Genomic DNA, 17,586 nt, shown 5'->3' on the forward strand with positions numbered 1-17,586 from the left:
GAACCGGCCGCCCGACCGCCCGCCAGGACCCCGCCCGCCGAGCGCGGCCAGCACCGACAAGGACCCAAGGACATGACCCGCGTGATCGCCGGCCGGGCCGGTGGACGCCGTCTCGCCGTACCCCCGGGCCAGGGGACCCGGCCCACCTCCGACCGCGCGCGCGAGGGCCTGTTCTCCACCTGGCAGTCCCTCCTCGGCGGCGGCCCGCTCGACGGCGAACGGGTCCTCGACCTGTACGCCGGCTCGGGCGCCGTCGGCCTGGAGGCGCTGTCCCGCGGCGCCGGGCACACCCTCCTGGTCGAGGCCGACGCCCGCGCGGCCCGCACGGTCCGGGAGAACGTCACATCGCTCGGCCTGCCCGGCGCCGAGGTGCGCACCGGCCGGGCGGAACAGGTCGTCCAGTCACCGCCCCCGGCCGGCCCGTACGACCTCGTCTTCCTCGACCCCCCGTACGCCGTCTCCGACGACGATCTTCGGGAGATCCTGCTCACACTCCGCGCCCAGGGGTGGCTCGCCGCGCACGCGCTCGTCACCGTGGAGCGCAGCACCAGAGGCGGCGAGTTCGGGTGGCCGCCCGGTTTCGACCCGATCCGGGCCCGCCGCTACGGCGAGGGAACGTTTTGGTACGGTCGCGCCGCCTCTACGTGCGAAGACGCACGATGACCGGACCGGAGAGCGAGGGAACTCAAGTGCGCCGCGCCGTCTGTCCCGGGTCGTTCGACCCCATCACCAACGGACACCTCGACATCATCGCCCGCGCCTCCCGTCTGTACGACGAGGTCTACGTGGCCGTGATGATCAACCAGTCGAAGAAGGGCCTGTTCGAGATCGAGGAACGCATCGATCTCATCCGCCGGGTCACCGCCGAGTACGGCAACGTCCGGGTCGAGTCCTTCCACGGCCTCCTCGTCGACTTCTGCAAGCAGCGCGACATCCCCGCCATCGTCAAGGGCCTGCGCGCGGTCAGCGACTTCGACTACGAGCTGCAGATGGCCCAGATGAACAACGGCCTCTCCGGCGTCGAGACGCTGTTCGTGCCCACCAACCCCACCTACAGCTTCCTGTCGTCCTCCCTGGTCAAGGAGGTCGCGGCCTGGGGCGGCGACGTCGCCCACCTGGTCCCCGAGGCGGTCTTCGAGGCGCTCACCGCGCGGCTGGCGAAGGACTGACCGCCTGACCGCCCGTCACCCGGTGTCCGGCGGCGGCCGCGTGGTCGTACAGTCGTCCCGTCCGTTACCCGCACTTCGGTAGAGAGTGGCGAGCACACCGTGGACGTGCAGAAGAAGCTCGACGAGATCGTGGCCACGGTCTCCGGCGCCCGGTCCATGCCCATGTCGGCGTCGTGCGTGGTCAACCGCGCCGAACTGCTCGCGCTGCTCGACGAGGTGCGCCAGGCGCTGCCCGGATCGCTGGCGCAGGCGCGGGAGCTGATCGGCGACCGCGAGCAGCTCGTCGAGGAGGCCCGGCGCGAGGCCGAGCGGATCATCGAGACGGCGCACACCGAGCGCGGCTCGCTCATCTCCGACACCGAGGTCGCGCGCCGCTCCCAGGCCGAGGCCGACCGCATCCTGGCCGAGGCCCGGCAGGAGGCCGAGGAGGTCCGCGCCGAGGCCGACGACTACGTCGACTCCAAGTTGGCCAACTTCGAGGTCGTGCTCACCAAGACCCTCGGCTCGGTCGGCCGCGGCCGGGAGAAGCTGCTGGGCACCGGCCCCGGCGTCGACGAGGACGGCTACGAGGACGAGGACGCCCCCGAGCGCAGCCACGACCCGGAGACCCTGCGCCGCGACGCCGACGCGTACGTGGACGTCAAGCTGGGCGCCTTCGAGGCGGTGCTGGCCAAGACCCTGGAGGCGGTCGGCCGCGGCCGGCAGAAGCTGCACGGCCGGATCGCCACCGACGACCTCGGTGCCCTCGCCGACGACACCACGCTGCTCCAGCACTCCAGCGACGCCGACTACCTCGCCGACCTCGCGGCCCTCGCCGAGACCCCGGCCGCACCGGCCGCGGCCCCCGCCGAGCCGGCCGTCCCGCCGCAGCCGCAGTACGAACCGCAGCCGGCCTACGGCTACCAGCAGCCCGCGCAGCCCGACCCGTACGGCGGCGGCTACCAGCAGGGCTACGGCGGCGGGCAGGACCCGTACGGCTACCAGCAGGCCGACCCGTACGGCGGCTACCAGCAGGGCTACGACACCGCGCAGCCCCCCGCCTACGACCCCGCCCAGGCCCATCAGCCCCAGCAGGCCCACCAGCTCCACCAGTCCCAGCAGGAGCAGCAGGACGGCCGGCCCCGGTCCGGTTACGCCCTCGACGAGACCAGCCTCTTCGACACCGGCATGATCAGCGCCGAGCAGCTGCGGGCGTACGAACAGGGCCGCGGACTGTGAGGCGGACCGCGGGCCCGTACGGCCGCGGGGGCCGGATTGGGCCGATGGCGAAAGGTCAAGTATCCTGGCTCTTCGGTCGCGCTCAGGTGCGCGGTCAGCGCTGCCCGGGTACACCACCGGGACGGCATTCCCCCGAGTTCGGAAACCGAAAGCAGGAATGGCTCACAACGCCCGCCTCGACCACCGCAACCCCCTCGTGTTCGACACACACGATCTGGGGCGGCGTCCTGGTGCGCTGCGGCGCCTGACCCGTTCGGTCCCGGCCCCCCGGGACCTCGGTCTGCCGGGAGTCGTCGGAGTGCCGGAAGGCGCCCCGCTGGAGCTGGAGCTGCGGCTCGAATCGGTCATGGACGGGGTGCTCGTCACAGGCACCGCCCGTGCACAGGCCGAGGGGGAGTGCGTAAGGTGTCTGGAGCCGGTCGGGCTGGAGCTCGAAGCGGACTTCCAGGAGATGTTCTCGTACCCTGACGCCGACGACCGGGGCCGCGTGAGCGCGGAACCGGGCGACGACGCCGAGGACGACGAGGACAGGCTCTTCCTCGAGGACGGACTCTTCGACCTCGAACCTCTGCTGCGCGATGCGGTGGTGCTCGCACTGCCGATGCAGCCGGTGTGCCAGGAAGACTGCCCGGGCCTGTGCTCCGAGTGCGGAGCGCGGCTCGCGGACGACCCGGACCACCATCACGACGCCGTCGACATCCGTTGGGCGGCATTGCAGGGACTCGCCGGTTCACTCGAAGACGGCGAGAAGGACGAGATGAGCGGCGGCGCGCCTCAGTCAGCACGCGCCGACGAGAAGCAGGAGAAGTAGCCGTGGCTGTTCCGAAGCGGAAGATGTCGCGCAGCAACACGCGCCACCGCCGGTCGCAGTGGAAGGCTGCGGTCCCCACCCTGGTTGCGTGCGAGCGCTGCCACGAGCCCAAGCAGCAGCACATCGCGTGCCCGTCTTGCGGCACCTACAACAAGCGCCAGGTCCTCGAGGTCTGAGCGGCTGGTGAGAGGCACCGTGTCCACGGCGAAGAAGAACGCTTCCCGCTCCGGCGGGAGTGGCCCATCGGACAACACCGCCTCGTCCCACACGCTTCTGGAAGGGCGGCTCGGGTACCGACTTGAGTCCGCCCTTCTGGTGCGTGCGCTGACCCACCGTTCCTACGCGTACGAGAACGGCGGCCTGCCGACGAACGAGCGGCTGGAGTTCCTCGGTGACTCCGTCCTCGGTCTCGTTGTCACGGACACGCTGTACCGCACCCACCCCGACCTGCCCGAAGGCCAGCTGGCCAAGTTGCGGGCCGCGGTGGTCAACTCGCGTGCGCTGGCGGAAGTGGGCCGCGGACTCGACCTGGGTTCCTTCATCCGGCTCGGCCGCGGTGAAGAGGGCACGGGCGGCCGGGACAAGGCGTCCATCCTCGCCGACACCCTCGAAGCGGTGATCGGCGCGGTCTATCTCGACCAGGGCCTCGAAGCGGCCTCCGAACTGGTGCACCGCCTGTTCGACCCGCTGATCGAGAAGTCCTCCAATCTCGGCGCGGGCCTGGACTGGAAGACCTCCCTGCAGGAGCTGACCGCGACCGAAGGACTCGGCGTCCCCGAGTACCTGGTCACGGAGACCGGCCCCGACCACGAGAAGACCTTCACTGCTGCCGCCCGCGTCGGAGGCGTCTCGTACGGCACCGGCACCGGCCGCAGCAAGAAGGAGGCGGAGCAGCAGGCCGCCGAGTCCGCCTGGCGGTCCATCCGGGCCGCGGCGGACGAGCGCGCCAAGGCGGCCGAGGAGGCCGCCGTCAAGGACGGCGACCCGTCGTCCGCCTCCGCCTGACGCACCGCAGCCGGAAGAAGCAGCACTGCGAGCGCCCGCCCCGAGCCCGACGGCTCCGGGGCGGGCGCTCGCAGCCGTCCACCGGACCACGTGGTCCGGTCCTCACGGGGGTCCCGATGCCCGAGTTGCCCGAGGTCGAGGTCGTCCGCCGCGGCCTGGAGCGGTGGGTCGCCCACCGTGCCGTCGCCGATGTCGAGGTGCTGCACCCGCGCGCCGTACGCCGGCACGTCGCGGGCGCCGACGACTTCGCGCACCGCCTGCGCGGCCACCACATCGGCACGCCGAGCAGGCGCGGCAAGTACCTGTGGCTGCCGCTGGAGGAGACGAACCTCTCCGTCCTCGCCCACCTCGGCATGAGCGGACAGCTGCTGGTGCAGCCGCACGACACACCGGACGAGAAGCACCTGCGCATCCGGGTCCGGTTCGCCGACGGGGTGGGGACCGAGCTGCGCTTCGTGGACCAGCGCACCTTCGGCGGCCTCTCGCTGCACGACAACACCCCCGAGGGACTGCCCGACGTCATCGCGCACATCGCCCGCGACCCCCTCGATCCGCTGTTCGACGACGACGCCTTCCACCAGGCGCTGCGCCGCAAGCGGACCACCATCAAGCGGGCCCTGCTCGACCAGTCGCTGATCAGCGGCGTCGGCAACATCTACGCGGACGAGGCGCTCTGGCGGGCGCGGGTCCACTACGAGCGCCCCACCGCCGGCTTCACGCGCCCGCGCGCGGCCGAACTCCTCGGCCATGTCCGGGACGTGATGAACGCGGCCCTCGCCGTCGGCGGCACCAGCTTCGACAGCCTGTACGTCAATGTGAACGGCGAGTCCGGCTACTTCGAGCGCTCCCTGGACGCCTACGGCCGCGAGGGCCTGCCCTGCCGCCGCTGCGCCACCCCGATGCGCCGCAGCCCCTGGATGAACCGCTCCAGCTACTACTGCCCCAAGTGCCAGCCCGTGCCCCGGCTCCGCGCGGCGGCCTGAGCGGGCCGGGCCGCCGGGGCCGGGCCGGTGTCAGGCCCGGCGGGCGTCGTAGGCGGCGCGGGCGGCGAGCACGTCGTCCATCCGGCCCTCCACGCAGTGGATGAGGGCCAGCAGCCGCCCGGCGACCTCCCGGCCGAGGGGGGTGAGTTCGTAATCCACACGGGGCGGGTTCGTCGGCTGGGCCTCACGGTGCACCAGGCCGTCCCGCTCCAGCGCCTGGAGGGTCTGGGAGAGCATCTTCTCGCTCACGCCGTCCACCCGGCGGCGCAGCTCGTTGAAGCGCAGCGAGCCCTCGTACAGGGCGCCCACGGTGAGCGCGCCCCAGCGCCCGGTGATGTGCTCCAGCGTGCCGCGCGACGGGCAGACCCGGGCGAACACGTTGTACGGGAGGTCCTGCTCCTGGGTGCGGTCCTGCGCGGTGCTCATGCTCCGAGCGTACGGGAACGCAGCGCAAACCGACAGCTTGCGCTAACTCAGCGTTAGTGCCTGCCCCCGTTACGGGGCGGGTCGGCGGCTGCGGCCGGTCAGTAGCCGAAGTCCTGCGCCCACCACGGGCCGCCGGGGCCGTAGTGCACGCCGACGCCCACCGTCCTGAACCCGCAGTTCAGGATGTTGGCCCGGTGGCCGGGGCTGTTCATCCAGGCGGCCACGACCGCCGCCGGGTCGGCCTGGCCGCGGGCTATGTTCTCGCCGCCGAGGCCGGTGATGCCGAGCTTCGCCGCCCGGTCCCAGGGGGTGGCGCCGCCGGGGTCGGTGGAGGAGAAGAAGCCCCCGGTGGCCATGTCCTCGCTGAAGTTCTCGGCCAGCGAGGTCAGCGCGCTGTTCGCGGCGAGCGCGCTGCAGCCGACCCGCGCCCGCTCCTGGTTGACCAGCACGAGCACCTGGGCCTCTGCGAGGGCCTGCGCGGAGACCGTCACCGGGGGCACGGTCACGGACGGCGTGGGAGAGGCCGTACGGGCGGGGGTGCGGCTCGGCTTCGCCGCCGAGGTCAGGGCCGGGGCGGCGGTCGGCCGGGCGGGGGACGGGGAGGCCGGAGAGGACACGGACGAGGAGGCCGGGGCGGGAGGCGACGTCGAGGGCGCGGCCGACGGGGAGGCGGGAGCCGGGGCGGAATTGGAGGCCGACGGCGAAGGGGCGGGGGACGCGGTGGCGGCCGGGACGGTGGAGGGCGCGGCGGCGGCCGTCCCCGGCGCGGAGTGCGCGGGCGAGGCCGCCCGGCCCGTGGTGCCGCTCGTCGGGAGGCCGAGCCCGCCGGCCGGTCCGCCCGGGAGCACGCCGCCGGACGTACCGCCCTGCTCGCTCGCGCTGTTGGTGGGCGAACCGGCGGCCCGGACGTGGTCCGTGCCGGTGCCGTTCCCGCCGCCGAGCCGGTACCCCTGCACTCCGGGCACCACGCCCGAGGCGAGGGCGACCGTGCCGAGGGCGAGCGCCGCCGTGACGCCGAGCAGCCCGGTGCGCACCGGCGTCGCGATCCTCCGGCGCCGGCGCCGGCGGCGGCCCGGGCGCGGCTCCTCGGGCGGGGTGTAGCCCTCGGGCGGGAAGGGCACGGTGGTGCCGGTCGCCCGGGCGTAGTCGTCGTCCGTGGCGAAGAGGTACGCCCGCGCCTTCGTGTAGGCGTCGGCGTACGCCTCGGGGTTGAGGTAGGGCGCGATGCCCATGGGCTCGGCGTCCGGACGGCCGGCGTCCCCGCCGGGCCCGGGCCCGGGCCCGGTTCCGGTTTCGGCGGAGCGGGAGTCCCCGGGGGCGTGGTCCGGCCCGTCCGAGCGTCGGTGGCGTCCCATGTCCTGGCCTTCCTCGTCCCCGCGGCCGACCCGCGCACTGAGCCGTCGCGGTCAACCCGGCTCACTCGATCGAGTGAGTTTCATATGAGCTGCATTGGATTCGGGACGGTACCTCATGGTGCCGGGGGCGGAGGTGCCCGGCGGGACGCCGCCCGGTTAGGTTGCCGTCATGAACGACGATGTGCGGCTGGTCGCCTGGGTGCGCGGACAGGTCCAGGGAGTGGGTTTCCGCTGGTTCACGCGGGCGACGGCCCTGGAGATCGGCGGCCTGAGTGGCTTTGCTCTCAATTTGGCCGACGGCCGCGTGCAGGTGGTCGCCGAAGGTCCCCGTACGGCCTGCGGGAAGCTCCTCGACTGGCTGGAAGGCGACGACACGCCCGGCCGTGTCGACGGCGTCACCGAGATCTGGGACACACCGCGCGGCGGCTACGACGGCTTCGCGATCCGCTGACCGGGCCGCACCACCGGCCACCCCGACCGCCCGCGGGAACTGCCCCCGGCACCTGCCCGGCGGGAAAAGAGCAGGTGATTGCCGAGAAGCGCTTGCCGTGACGGCCGCAGCACGGCAGGATGATCGCCACGCCCCGAGGGGCCCGCAGGAGAAGCCGCGCCACCCGTTTCCGGTCGCGCGCCCCCGGGACGCCCATCGATACGGGGCGTGATCGTGTTGACCGTCAAACTTTTTGGTGAGACGCTGAAAACCCGCGCACCTCAGCTGTTTGGCATGGATGAACGGCACCACAAACTCAACAGTGCCAAGCACCACGGGTGCAAATCCCTCACGACCCACACCGACTCGTTCGGTCACTCAGTGTGGAGGACCATCCATCATGGCAAAGGCGCTTCTCGGTTACGTCGGCGGCTCCGACCCTCGACTCCTCGCCGAGATGCGACGGCTCCAGCAGCGCGTCCAGGACCTGGAATCCGAGCTGGTTCGGATCCAGGCGGAGAACGACGAGCTGACGGCTGCCGCTTCTCACGACAGGATCATGGAGCGCGTCGACGCACACCAGGCGGAGCCTGCGCTCACCTGATCACTGCCTCGGCATCGCGACACAGTGGTTGGGCTGCCCGTGTCAACCGCTCGGTTCAGAGTTGCAAGGGACGCTTCGGCGTCCCTTCTTTCTTGCCCCGCCCTTCCCCCCGTCGCGGGCCCCGTCGTCCGCCCGCCCCGCGCGAGCCCGGCCTTTCGTGCCCCGCGCATCCTTTCAGCGTCTTCAACGTCTGGTGTGCCCTTCATGTACATGGGTGAAACCGCGCGGTTGCGAGGGTTCGTGGAGTGGGGTATCGGCGGCGGGTAGAGTCCGACGCCGTGCACCTCAAGGCCCTGACCCTGCGCGGCTTCAAGTCGTTCGCCTCCGCGACCACCCTCCGGTTCGAACCGGGGATCACCTGCGTCGTCGGCCCGAACGGCTCGGGCAAGTCCAACGTCGTGGACGCGCTCAGCTGGGTCATGGGCGAACAGGGCGCCAAGTCGCTGCGCGGCGGCAAGATGGAGGACGTCATCTTCGCCGGCACCACCGGACGCCCCCCGCTGGGCCGCGCCGAGGTGTCCCTGACCATCGACAACTCCGACGGCGCCCTGCCCATCGAGTACGCCGAGGTCACCCTCACCCGGATCATGTTCCGCAACGGCGGCAGCGAGTACCAGATCAACGGCGACACCTGCCGCCTCCTGGACTTCCAGGAACTGCTCTCCGACTCCGGCATCGGCCGCGAGATGCACGTCATCGTCGGCCAGGGCCAGCTCGACTCCGTGCTGCACGCCGACCCCATGGGCCGCCGCGCCTTCATCGAGGAGGCCGCCGGCGTCCTCAAGCACCGCAAGCGCAAGGAGAAGGCGCTCCGCAAGCTCGACGCGATGCAGGCCAACCTCGCCCGCGTCCAGGACCTCACCGACGAACTGCGCCGCCAGCTCAAGCCACTGGGCCGCCAGGCGGCCGTCGCCCGGCGGGCCGCGGTCATCCAGGCCGACCTGCGCGACGCCCGCCTGCGCCTGCTCGCCGACGACCTCGTACGCCTGCGCGAGGCCCTGCGGGCGGAACTCGCCGACGAGGCGGCCCTCAAGGAACGCAAGGAGGCCGCCGAGCAGGAACTGCGCCGCGCCCTCCAGCGCGAGGCGCACCTGGAGGACCGGGCACGCCGGCTCGCCCCGCGGCTGACCGGCGCCCAGCAGACCTGGTACGACCTGTCCCAGCTCGCCGAACGCGTGCGCGGCACGATCTCGCTGGCCGACGCCCGGGTGAAGAGCGCCGCCGCCGCGCCCGCCGAGGAACGGCACGGCCGCGACCCCGAGGACCTGGAGCGCGAGGCCGCCCGCGTCCGCGAACAGGAGGCCGAGCTGGCGGCGGCCCTGGAGGCGGCCGAGCGGGCCCTCGACGACACCGTGGCCCACCGCGGCGAACTCGAACGCGAACTCGCCGCCGAGGAGCGCCGCCTCAAGGACGCCGCCCGGGCCATCGCCGACCGCCGCGAGGGCCTGGCCCGGCTCAGCGGCCAGGTCAACGCCGCCCGCTCCCGCGCCGCCTCCGCCCAGGCCGAGATCGGCCGCCTGGCCGCCGCCCGGGACGAGGCCCAGGACCGTGCCGTACTCGCCCAGGAGGAGTACGAGGCGCTGCGGGCCGAGGTCGACGGCCTGGACGCGGGCGAGGACGAACTCGCCGCCCGCCACGAGGCCGCCAGGGCGGCGCTGGCCGAGGCGGACGCCGCGCTCACCGCCGCCCGCGAGGCGGCCACCACCACCGAACGCGAACGCGCCGCGACCCGCGCCCGCCACGACGCCCTCGCCCTCGGCCTGCGCCGCAAGGACGGCACGGGCGCCCTGCTGGACGCCGAGGACCGCCTCACCGGCCTGCTCGGCCCGGCGGCGGACCTCCTCACCGTCACCCCGGGCCACGAGATCCCCCTCGCCGCCGCCTTCGGCGCCGCCGCCGACGCCCTGGCCGTGACCACCGTCACCGCCGCGGCCGACGCCATCCGCCTGCTGCGCAAGCAGGACGCCGGCCGCGCCGCGCTGCTGCTCGCCGCCGCACCCGGCGACGACGTACCGCCCGAGCCGCCCACGGCCGCGTACACCCGCGCCGCCGACCTCGTCCGGGGCCCCGCCGACCTCATGCCCGCCGTACGCCGCCTGCTGCGCGGCATCGTCGTCGTCGCCACCCTGGAGGACGCCGAGGACACGGTCCGCGCGCGCCCGGACCTCACCGCCGTCACCGCCGAGGGCGACCTGCTCGGGGCGCACTTCGCGCACGGCGGCTCGGCCGGGGCGCCCAGCCTGCTGGAGGTACGGGCCTCCGTGGACGAGGCCGCCGCCGGGCTGGCGGAACTCGACGTGCGCTGCGCGGAGCTGACCGAGGCCCAGCACCGGGCCGGCGAGCGGCGCACCGAGTGCGCGGCGCTCGTCGAGGACCTGGCCGAGCGGCGCCGGGCCGCCGACCGGGAGAAGTCCGCGGTCGCCCAGCGGCTCGGGCGGCTCGCCGGACAGGCCCGGGCCGCCGCCGGGGAGGCCGAGCGCTGCACGGCCGCCGCCGCGCGCGCCCAGCAGGCCCTGGACCAGTCCCTCCAGGACGTCGCCGAACTCGCCGAACGGCTCGCCGTCGCCGAGGAGACCCCGGTCGAGGAGGAGCCCGACACCTACGCCCGTGACCGGCTCGCCGCCGACGGGGCCAACGCCCGGCAGACCGAGATGGAGGCCCGCCTCCAGGTCCGTACGCACGAGGAACGGGTCAAGTCGCTGGCCGGCCGGGCCGAATCGCTGGACCGGGCCGCCCGCGCCGAACGCGAGGCACGCGCGCGTGCCGAGCGGCGCCGCGCCCGGCTGCGGCACGAGACGGCCGTCGCGTCGGCCGTCGCCGCCGGGGCCCGGCAGCTGCTGGCCCACATCGAGGTCTCCCTGGACCGCGCCGGGCGGGAGCGGGCCGCCGCCGAGACTGCCAAGGCGGTGTGCGAGCAGGAGCTGACCGACGCCCGCGCCCGGGGCCGCGACCTCAAGGGCGAACTCGACAAGCTGACCGACTCGGTGCACCGCGGCGAGGTGCTCGGCGCCGAGAAGCGGCTGCGGATCGAGCAGCTGGAGGCCCGGGCGCTGGAGGAACTCGGCGTGGAGCCGGCCGGCCTGGTGGCGGAGTACGGGCCGCACCAGCCCGTGCCGCCCTCGCTGCCCGCCGAGGGCGAGCAGCTGCCCGAGGACCCGGACCACCCCCGCAACCGGCCCCGGCCCTTCGTCCGGGCCGACCAGGAGAAGCGGCTCAAGGCCGCCGAGCGCGCCTACCAGCAGCTCGGCAAGGTCAACCCGCTCGCCCTGGAGGAGTTCGCGGCGCTGGAGGAACGCCACAAGTTCCTCAGCGAGCAGCTGGAGGACCTGAAGAAGACCCGCGCCGACCTGCTCCAGGTGGTGAAGGAGGTCGACGAGCGCGTCGAGCAGGTCTTCACCGAGGCGTACCGGGACACCGCCCGCGAGTTCGAGGGCGTCTTCGGGCGGCTCTTCCCCGGCGGCGAGGGCCGGCTCGTACTGACCGACCCGGACAACATGCTCACCACCGGCGTGGACGTCGAGGCGCGCCCGCCGGGCAAGAAGGTCAAGCGGCTGTCCCTGCTCTCCGGCGGCGAGCGGTCGCTGACGGCGGTGGCGCTGCTGGTGTCGATCTTCAAGGCCCGGCCCAGCCCGTTCTACGTCATGGACGAGGTCGAGGCGGCCCTCGACGACACCAATCTCCAGCGGCTGATCCGCATCATGCAGGAGTTGCAGGAGGCGTCCCAGCTCATCGTGATCACCCACCAGAAGCGCACCATGGAAGTGGCCGACGCGCTGTACGGCGTCTCCATGCAGGGCGACGGCGTGTCGAAGGTGATCAGCCAGCGGCTGCGGTAGCCGCCGCCTTGTTTCTACGACTTCGGGGTAGTCGGATCATGTCCGATACTTGATTTCACTACTTGAACGCAAGCTCGCCACGCGGGTGGGGCAAAGCACATTGGGCCCACTATTGACTTCGAAACTTGAAGGAATAGTCTCGGCAACGTTGCTTTTACCTTCAGGTCTCGGGACCTCGAAGGGCTGAACCCCACCCCGGCAGCGTTGCCGGTGTGCCCGAGGAGTACACGTGACCAGCACAGCGCAGGCGCCCAGGCCAGGAGCCGGTACGGCCCACCCCGACCATCTCGGGCATGTCATCTTCATCGCGGCGGCGGCGGCCATGGGCGGCTTCCTGTTCGGCTACGACAGCTCCGTGATCAACGGCGCCGTCGAGGCCATCCGCAGCCGTTACGACATCGGCTCCGCGGCGCTGGCCCAGGTCATCGCCATCGCGCTGATCGGCTGCGCCATCGGCGCCGCGACCGCGGGCCGCATCGCCGACCGCATCGGCCGCATCCGCTGCATGCAGATCGCCGCCGCCCTCTTCACCATCAGCGCGGTCGGCTCGGCCCTGCCGTTCGCCCTGTGGGACCTCGCCCTGTGGCGCATCATCGGCGGCTTCGCCATCGGCATGGCCTCGGTCATCGGCCCGGCCTACATCGCGGAGGTCGCCCCGCCCGCCTACCGCGGCCGCCTCGGCTCCTTCCAGCAGGCCGCGATCGTCGTCGGCATCGCCATCTCCCAGCTGGTCAACTGGGGCCTGCTCAACGCGGCCGGCGGCGACCAGCGCGGCAAGCTGATGGGCCTGGAGGCCTGGCAGGTCATGCTCGGCGTGATGGTGGTCCCGGCGGTCCTGTACGGGCTGCTGTCCTTCGCCATCCCCGAGTCCCCGCGCTTCCTGCTCTCCGTCGGCCGCCGCGAACGGGCCCGCGAGATCCTCGCCGAGGTCGAGGGGGAGAGCGCCGACCTCGACGCCCGGGTGACCGAGATCGAGAACGCCATGACGCGCGAGCACAAGTCGAGCTTCAAGGACCTGCTCGGCGGCGGCTTCTTCTTCAAGCCGATCGTCTGGATCGGTATCGGCCTGTCGGTCTTCCAGCAGTTCGTCGGCATCAACGTCGCGTTCTACTACTCCTCGACGCTGTGGCAGTCGGTCGGCGTCGACCCGACGCAGTCGTTCTTCTACTCCTTCACGACGTCGATCATCAACATCATCGGCACCGTGATCGCGATGATCTTCGTGGACCGCATCGGCCGCAAGCCGCTCGCGATCATCGGTTCGGTCGGCATGGTCATCGGTCTCGCCCTGGAGGCATGGGCGTTCTCCTCCCACTTGGTCGACGGCAAGCTGCCCGCCACGCAGGGCTGGGTCGCCCTGATCGCCGCCCACGTTTTCGTGCTCTTCTTCGCCCTGTCCTGGGGTGTCGTCGTGTGGGTCTTCCTCGGCGAGATGTTCCCGAACCGCCTCCGCGCCGCCGCCCTGGGCGTGGCCGCCTCCGCGCAGTGGATCGCCAACTGGGCCATCACCGCGAGCTTCCCGTCGCTGGCCGACTGGAGCCTGTCCGGCACGTACGTCATCTACACGGCCTTCGCCGCGCTCTCCATCCCGTTCGTCCTCAAGTTCGTCAAGGAGACGAAGGGCAAGACGCTGGAGGAAATGGGCTGAGCCCCTCCCGTTCCCGAGGAGCGGGGGCCAAGACCCCGCTGCCCCTCTCCTCGCACCGTCCGCCGCCCTCCGACCAGGCTTCTGCTTGGCGGGGGGCGGCGGCTTCTTGTGTTCCTGGGCCGTCGGAGAAGGGCGGAGGCGCCGGTTGCCGGTGGTCTCCCGCTCACGCTCCTCCGGCCGGCGGGTCGGACCGGCGGGCTCCAAGGGGGACCGTCAGGTGTTCCGAGCCACACGCGTTGGGTGCCGTCCGGCGTACCTGGCACGGTTCGACGACGCACGCCGCGCCGGAATGCTCCTGCCGGCTGATCTGATCCCGCCTCCCCGGGAGGCACCACGGCATGAGGCCCACGGCACCCGACCCGTCCGACGCCGACGCGGGGAACGCGTACCTCGCGGAGGGCAGTGCCGGGCAGGCCCGCATGAAAAAGTCCCCCTCCACCAGGAGGGGGACCAAAACCGAGTGCCGTGGATGTCAGACGGTCGCCGACTCGGGGCGTTCCGCCCGCTCAGTGAGCGGAGGGGCGGTGACGGGGGCCACCGGTGGCTTCGGGAGGGCCAGGTACAGGGCGCCGGAGATGACGATGGTGGCGACCCAGCCGAGGCCGTACTCGCCGATCACGTTGTTGTGGGCGAACGGGCCGGTGAACCAGTCCGAGGTGGTGAACATCAGGCCCGCGGCCAGGCCGATCGCCCAGGCGGCGACCGCGGCGGGGGAGAAGCCGCCCTGGTACCAGTAGGCGCTGGTGCGCGTGGTGTCCGCCATCGCCGCACCGTCGTACTCCGTGCGCCGCAGCATGTCCGCGCCGAAGACGCCGACCCACGCCGAGAACGCCACCGCGAGCAGCGACAGGAAGGCGATGAACGAGCCCATGAAGCTCGTCGCCACCAGCATCAGCACCCCGCCGAAGGCCAGCGAGATCACGGCGTTGACCGAGACCGCCCAGTGGCGCGGCACCTTGAAGCCCAGCGTCTGCGCGGTGAAGCCCGCCGAGTACATCGACATCGAGTTGATCAGCAGCATGCCGATCACCGCGATCAGCAGGTACGGCACCGCGATCCAGGTCGGCAGGATCTCGCCGAGGAAGGCGACCGGGTCGGAGGCCGAGGCCAGGTCCGGCGTGGAGACCGCCATCACCGCGCCCATCAGCACCATGGGCAGCACCACGATGCCGGCGCCGCCCACCGAGGTGCCGACGATCGCCTTGGAGGAGGCGGTGCGCGGCAGGTAGCGGGTGAAGTCCGGCGCGGTCGGGATCCAGCTCACGCCGCCCGCCGCGATCATGCCGATACCGGTGATCACCGCGGCCGTCGAGCCGGCCGAGTGCGAGAACACCTTCGACCAGTCGGTGTCCACGATCAGGTACACCAGCACCAGCACGGAGAAGAGGCCGAAGAGGTACGTCGCGTACTTGTTGCACTTCTGCACGGCGTTGATGCCGAGCCCGGAGATCGCGAAGGTGGCGACGACGAAGGCCAGCAGCATCACCAGGTCCAGCACGCTGTTCGCCTTCAGCCCGAACACGATGTCCAGGATGCTGAGCATCGCGTACGCGCCGGTCACCGCGTTGATCGTCTCCCAGCCCCAGCGGGCGACCCAGATCAGCGAACCGGGCAGCAGATTGCCGCGCTGGCCGAAGACCGCGCGCGACAGCGCCATGCCCGGCGCCCCGCCCCGCTTGCCGGCGATGCCGATCAGCCCGACCAGGCCGTACGAGATCACGGGCGCCGCCGCGGAGACGACGAGCGCCTGCCACAGATCGAGGTGGTACGCCACAACCAGGCTCGCGCCCATCGTGAGCAGCAGCACGCTGATGTTGGCGCCGACCCAGGTGGGGAACAGCTCGCGGGTCCTGCCGGTGCGCTCATGGTCGGGCACCTGTTCGATGCCGCGGGTTTCCAGTGCGCCTTCGGCCTCGGCGGTCTTGCTCATGGAGAAGGTCCGTGCCTCGTTCGTGGGGGAGGTGGTGCACTCCGGCGAAGGGAGTGGCGGGCGCCGTCGGACGGCGGCGACGTCGGGGACTCTACGCGTGTTGACCCGCGCCGCACCATCGTACTTTGATACTACTCGGGTCTTTAGGTGGCGTTTGTCTCTTGGGGGAAGCCACAAACGGCCTGTGGCAAGGACCCATGGCTGATACTGGACGCGTTATGGAAACCATCATCCTTGCTGTAGTCATCGCCGTGGTGGTGCTCGGCGCGCTCGGCGGGCTCGTCGTCGGCAGCCGGCGGCGCAAGCCGCTGCCGCCGCCCCCGCCCAGCCCGCCCGACATCACCGCCGCCCCGCCGGCCGAGCCGCACGTAGGCGAAGAGGCCGAGACACCGCGCGAGGAGCCGCGGCGGACGATCGAGGAGGTGGACCTCCCGGGCGGCTCGGCCCCCACCGCCGTGGAGGAGCCGCCCGTCGTCGAAGAGCTGCCGGTACCGGAGATCGAGGTCCCGGAGCCGACCGCCGGCCGGCTGGTCCGGCTCCGCTCCCGGCTCTCCCGCTCGCAGAACGCCCTGGGCAAGGGCCTGCTCACGCTGCTCTCGCGCGAACACCTCGACGAGGACACCTGGGAGGAGATCGAGGACACCCTGCTGACCGCCGACGTCGGCGTGCAGCCCACCCAGGAGCTGGTCGAGCGGCTGCGCGAACGCGTCCGCGTGCTCGGCACCCGCACCCCCGAGGAACTGCGCACCCTGCTCCGCGAGGAGCTGGTCCAGCTGGTCGGCACCGACGTGGACCGTACGGTGAAGACCGAGCCGGCCACCAGCAAGCCCGGCATCGTGATGGTCGTCGGCGTCAACGGCACCGGCAAGACCACCACCACCGGCAAGCTCGCCCGGGTCCTGGTCGCCGACGGCCGCAGCGTCGTGCTCGGCGCCGCCGACACCTTCCGCGCCGCCGCCGCCGACCAGCTGCAGACCTGGGGCGAGCGGGTCGGCGCCTACACCGTGCGCGGGCCGGAGGGCGGCGACCCCGCCTCCGTCGCCTTCGACGCGGTGAAGGAGGGCAAGGAGATGGGCGCCGACGTGGTGCTCATCGACACCGCCGGCCGCCTGCACACCAAGACCGGCCTCATGGACGAGCTGGGCAAGGTCAAGCGCGTCGTCGAGAAGCACGCCCCGCTGGACGAGATCCTGCTCGTGCTCGACGCCACGACCGGGCAGAACGGCCTGGTCCAGGCCCGGGTCTTCGCGGAGGTCGTGGACATCAGCGGCATCGTGCTGACCAAGCTGGACGGCACCGCCAAGGGCGGCATCGTGGTCGCGGTCCAGCGCGAGCTGGGCGTCCCGGTCAAGCTGATCGGCCTCGGCGAGGGCGCGGACGACCTGGCCCCGTTCGAGCCGGAGGCGTTCGTTGACGCCCTCATCGGAGACTGACGGTCCCCGTCCGCACGACGACAGCGCCCGCCCCCCGGAGACCGCGGGGGACGGGCGCTGTGTCGTCGCGCGGGGCGGGGCGGACACCCGCCCGGCCGCTGTGAAGAGCGGGGCGGAACGGGCCGCCACGACCACGGTCCACCTGCTGTGGCACATCGGCCACCACGACCGGGTCGGTGACAGCGGCACGACCGGGTGCGCCGAGGGCGCCGACGGGGAAGGGGCGGGGGCGGTCCACTGCGACGAGCAGGCCGGCGACGACCCCAAGCTGCTCGGTGTCTACTCCAGCGCCGACAAGGCCCGCGACCGGATGCGCCGGGCCCGCCCGCTGCCCGGCTTCGCCGACGAACCCGAGTGCTTCCTGATCGACGAGTACACCGTGGGCGCGGACGAGTGGCCCGACGGGTTCACCCGTGTCCCGCCGCCGAGCTAGGTGTATTGCCCCGGGAGGTTGTGGACGGGTGAGGCAGGTCGCGGCTGAGGGGTCTTGAATGGGTGAGGGCCTTCCGGTTCGGTGTGGATTGCGACGTCTACACCTGACCGAAAGGCCCTCGTGCCCCACCGTAATGCACCCCTGACCGAGACCGGACGCCTGCGTCTGGCCCGCTGCGTCGTCGAGGACGGCTGGCCCCTGCGCCGGGCCGCCGAGCGCTTCCAGGTCTCCCCGACCACAGCCCAGCGGTGGGCCGACCGCTACCGGCACTCCGGCGAAGCCGGCATGAGCGACCGCTCCTCCCG

The 17,586-nt window shown here is 72.3% G+C and carries 17 protein-coding genes; 14 read left to right on the plus strand and 3 right to left on the minus strand.

Annotated features, from left to right (window positions below):
* Positions 1-72 precede the first annotated feature (72 nt).
* From rsmD to mutM, 7 genes are all read left to right on the plus strand, one after another.
* Positions 73-663: a 16S rRNA (guanine(966)-N(2))-methyltransferase RsmD gene (gene rsmD, locus ABZ858_RS27855; protein ID WP_361384223.1), complete on the plus strand. Its 591-nt coding sequence runs from the start codon at positions 73-75 to the stop codon at positions 661-663.
* Positions 664-689: 26 nt separating this feature from the next.
* On the plus strand, positions 690-1,169 hold the full coding sequence (gene coaD / locus ABZ858_RS27860; protein ID WP_361384283.1) for a pantetheine-phosphate adenylyltransferase: 480 nt from the start codon (positions 690-692) through the stop codon (positions 1,167-1,169).
* Positions 1,170-1,268: 99 nt separating this feature from the next.
* Entirely contained in the window at positions 1,269-2,387 is a 1,119-nt protein-coding gene (locus tag ABZ858_RS27865) for an ATP synthase F0 subunit B (RefSeq protein WP_361384226.1), read from the plus strand.
* A gap of 157 nt (positions 2,388-2,544) precedes the next feature.
* Entirely contained in the window at positions 2,545-3,198 is a 654-nt protein-coding gene (locus tag ABZ858_RS27870) for a YceD family protein (protein ID WP_361384229.1), read from the plus strand.
* Between the two features lie 2 nt (positions 3,199-3,200).
* A complete protein-coding gene (gene rpmF / locus ABZ858_RS27875; RefSeq protein ID WP_003951102.1) occupies positions 3,201-3,374 on the plus strand; it encodes a 50S ribosomal protein L32 in 174 nt (57 codons plus the stop codon).
* Positions 3,375-3,393: 19 nt separating this feature from the next.
* A complete protein-coding gene (rnc, locus tag ABZ858_RS27880; protein ID WP_361384286.1) occupies positions 3,394-4,203 on the plus strand; it encodes a ribonuclease III in 810 nt (269 codons plus the stop codon).
* 116 nt (positions 4,204-4,319) lie between these two features.
* Entirely contained in the window at positions 4,320-5,186 is an 867-nt protein-coding gene (gene mutM / locus ABZ858_RS27885; RefSeq protein ID WP_361384232.1) for a bifunctional DNA-formamidopyrimidine glycosylase/DNA-(apurinic or apyrimidinic site) lyase, read from the plus strand.
* Positions 5,187-5,216: 30 nt separating this feature from the next.
* On the opposite strand, the gene ABZ858_RS27890 is transcribed toward mutM, so the two are convergent.
* Complete coding sequence (locus tag ABZ858_RS27890; protein ID WP_361384235.1) at positions 5,217-5,612, minus strand: helix-turn-helix domain-containing protein; 396 nt, start codon at positions 5,610-5,612, stop codon at positions 5,217-5,219.
* A gap of 98 nt (positions 5,613-5,710) precedes the next feature.
* Positions 5,711-6,967 carry a CAP domain-containing protein gene (locus ABZ858_RS27895; RefSeq protein WP_361384238.1) on the minus strand — a complete coding sequence of 419 codons (1,257 nt, stop codon included), beginning with the start codon at positions 6,965-6,967 and terminating at the stop codon, positions 5,711-5,713.
* A gap of 169 nt (positions 6,968-7,136) precedes the next feature.
* Between ABZ858_RS27895 and ABZ858_RS27900 the strand changes: the two genes are divergently transcribed.
* The 4 genes from ABZ858_RS27900 to ABZ858_RS27915 all read left to right on the plus strand — a co-directional run bounded on the left by ABZ858_RS27900 (position 7,137) and on the right by ABZ858_RS27915 (position 13,485).
* Positions 7,137-7,418: an acylphosphatase gene (locus tag ABZ858_RS27900; RefSeq protein ID WP_361384242.1), complete on the plus strand. Its 282-nt coding sequence runs from the start codon at positions 7,137-7,139 to the stop codon at positions 7,416-7,418.
* 379 nt (positions 7,419-7,797) lie between these two features.
* The gene (locus ABZ858_RS27905; protein ID WP_361384245.1) at positions 7,798-8,001 is read left to right on the plus strand and encodes a hypothetical protein; all 204 of its coding nucleotides are present in this window, start codon (positions 7,798-7,800) and stop codon (positions 7,999-8,001) included.
* 278 nt (positions 8,002-8,279) lie between these two features.
* On the plus strand, positions 8,280-11,837 hold the full coding sequence (gene smc, locus ABZ858_RS27910) for a chromosome segregation protein SMC (protein WP_361384248.1): 3,558 nt from the start codon (positions 8,280-8,282) through the stop codon (positions 11,835-11,837).
* A gap of 229 nt (positions 11,838-12,066) precedes the next feature.
* Positions 12,067-13,485: a sugar porter family MFS transporter gene (locus ABZ858_RS27915; protein WP_361384251.1), complete on the plus strand. Its 1,419-nt coding sequence runs from the start codon at positions 12,067-12,069 to the stop codon at positions 13,483-13,485.
* A 472-nt stretch (positions 13,486-13,957) separates the two neighbouring features.
* Here ABZ858_RS27915 and ABZ858_RS27920 read toward each other — a convergent pair whose 3' ends face one another.
* Positions 13,958-15,415 carry a cytosine permease gene (locus tag ABZ858_RS27920; protein WP_361384253.1) on the minus strand — a complete coding sequence of 486 codons (1,458 nt, stop codon included), beginning with the start codon at positions 15,413-15,415 and terminating at the stop codon, positions 13,958-13,960.
* 218 nt (positions 15,416-15,633) lie between these two features.
* Here ABZ858_RS27920 and ftsY point away from each other — a divergent pair, with 218 nt between their 5' ends.
* From ftsY to ABZ858_RS27935, 3 genes are all read left to right on the plus strand, one after another.
* The gene (gene ftsY, locus ABZ858_RS27925) at positions 15,634-16,848 is read left to right on the plus strand and encodes a signal recognition particle-docking protein FtsY (RefSeq protein ID WP_361384256.1); all 1,215 of its coding nucleotides are present in this window, start codon (positions 15,634-15,636) and stop codon (positions 16,846-16,848) included.
* A gap of 100 nt (positions 16,849-16,948) precedes the next feature.
* Positions 16,949-17,281 carry a hypothetical protein gene (locus ABZ858_RS27930; protein WP_361384259.1) on the plus strand — a complete coding sequence of 111 codons (333 nt, stop codon included), beginning with the start codon at positions 16,949-16,951 and terminating at the stop codon, positions 17,279-17,281.
* A gap of 120 nt (positions 17,282-17,401) precedes the next feature.
* The coding region (locus ABZ858_RS27935; protein WP_361384262.1) for a leucine zipper domain-containing protein at positions 17,402-17,586 on the plus strand (185 nt) is incomplete at its 3' end.

Origin of the sequence: Streptomyces sp. NPDC047017 (assembly GCF_040644175.1) — a bacterium.
Taxonomy (GTDB): Bacteria; Actinomycetota; Actinomycetes; order Streptomycetales; family Streptomycetaceae; genus Streptomyces.